Consider the following 728-nt stretch of genomic DNA (forward strand, 5'->3'; position numbering starts at 1 on the left):
AAAAAAATGATGGAAAATATCTTCAAACGTTGATCGAAAAAAGTAAAGAGGCAGGTATGGATGTTGAAACTGTAATTGGAGACGCGGCGTATTCCGAAAAAGACAATATTGCTTACACGAACAAGCAAGAAATCGAGCTCATCTCCAAGCTGAACCCTTCCGTTTCAGGCACGCGAGCGAAAGAAGATGAATTTGAGTTTAATAAAGATGCTGGAATGTATGTGTGTAAAGCTGGACATTTGGCCATTCGAAAAGCGAAGCAAGGGAAGAAAAACCAGGGAAAGAACCAACGAACGACGTATTACTTTGATGTTGAGAAATGCCAATCGTGTCCGTTTCAAGAAGGGTGTTATCAAGCCGGTGCCAAAAGTAAAACGTATTCCGTAACCATCAAATCCGATGAGCATACGGCACAAATGGCTTTTCAAGAAACGGACACCTTCAAAGAGAAAGCCAAAGAGCGCTATAAGATTGAGCCTAAAAATAGTGAGCTCAAACACCGACACGGGTTTGAAACCGCCTCATCCTCGGGTCTTTTAAGTATGGAGATGCAAGGGGCGATGGCGATCTTCACGGTCAACGTCAAACGAATTCTCAAGTTAATGGGGTGATCATCCCCTCCGTCATTCAAAAAAACGGACCCATCATTCCTAAAACTGGAATTAAAGGGTCCGTTTTTTTGTTTGAAAATTCTCTAGCTGAAAAAATGATGGTTTTTCAGTGGCCTC

Annotated in this window: 1 protein-coding gene; it reads left to right on the forward strand. The window is 42.2% G+C overall.

From position 1 onward, the window contains the following. Positions 1-611, forward strand: a 611-nt coding sequence (locus AVZ68_RS19435) for a transposase (RefSeq protein WP_157404771.1), incomplete at its 5' end; no start/stop codon positions are given. Positions 612-728: the final 117 nt, after the last annotated feature.

The organism is Shouchella shacheensis (assembly GCF_001484965.1).
GTDB classification, from domain to species: domain Bacteria; phylum Bacillota; class Bacilli; order Bacillales; family Bacillaceae_D; genus Shouchella; species Shouchella shacheensis.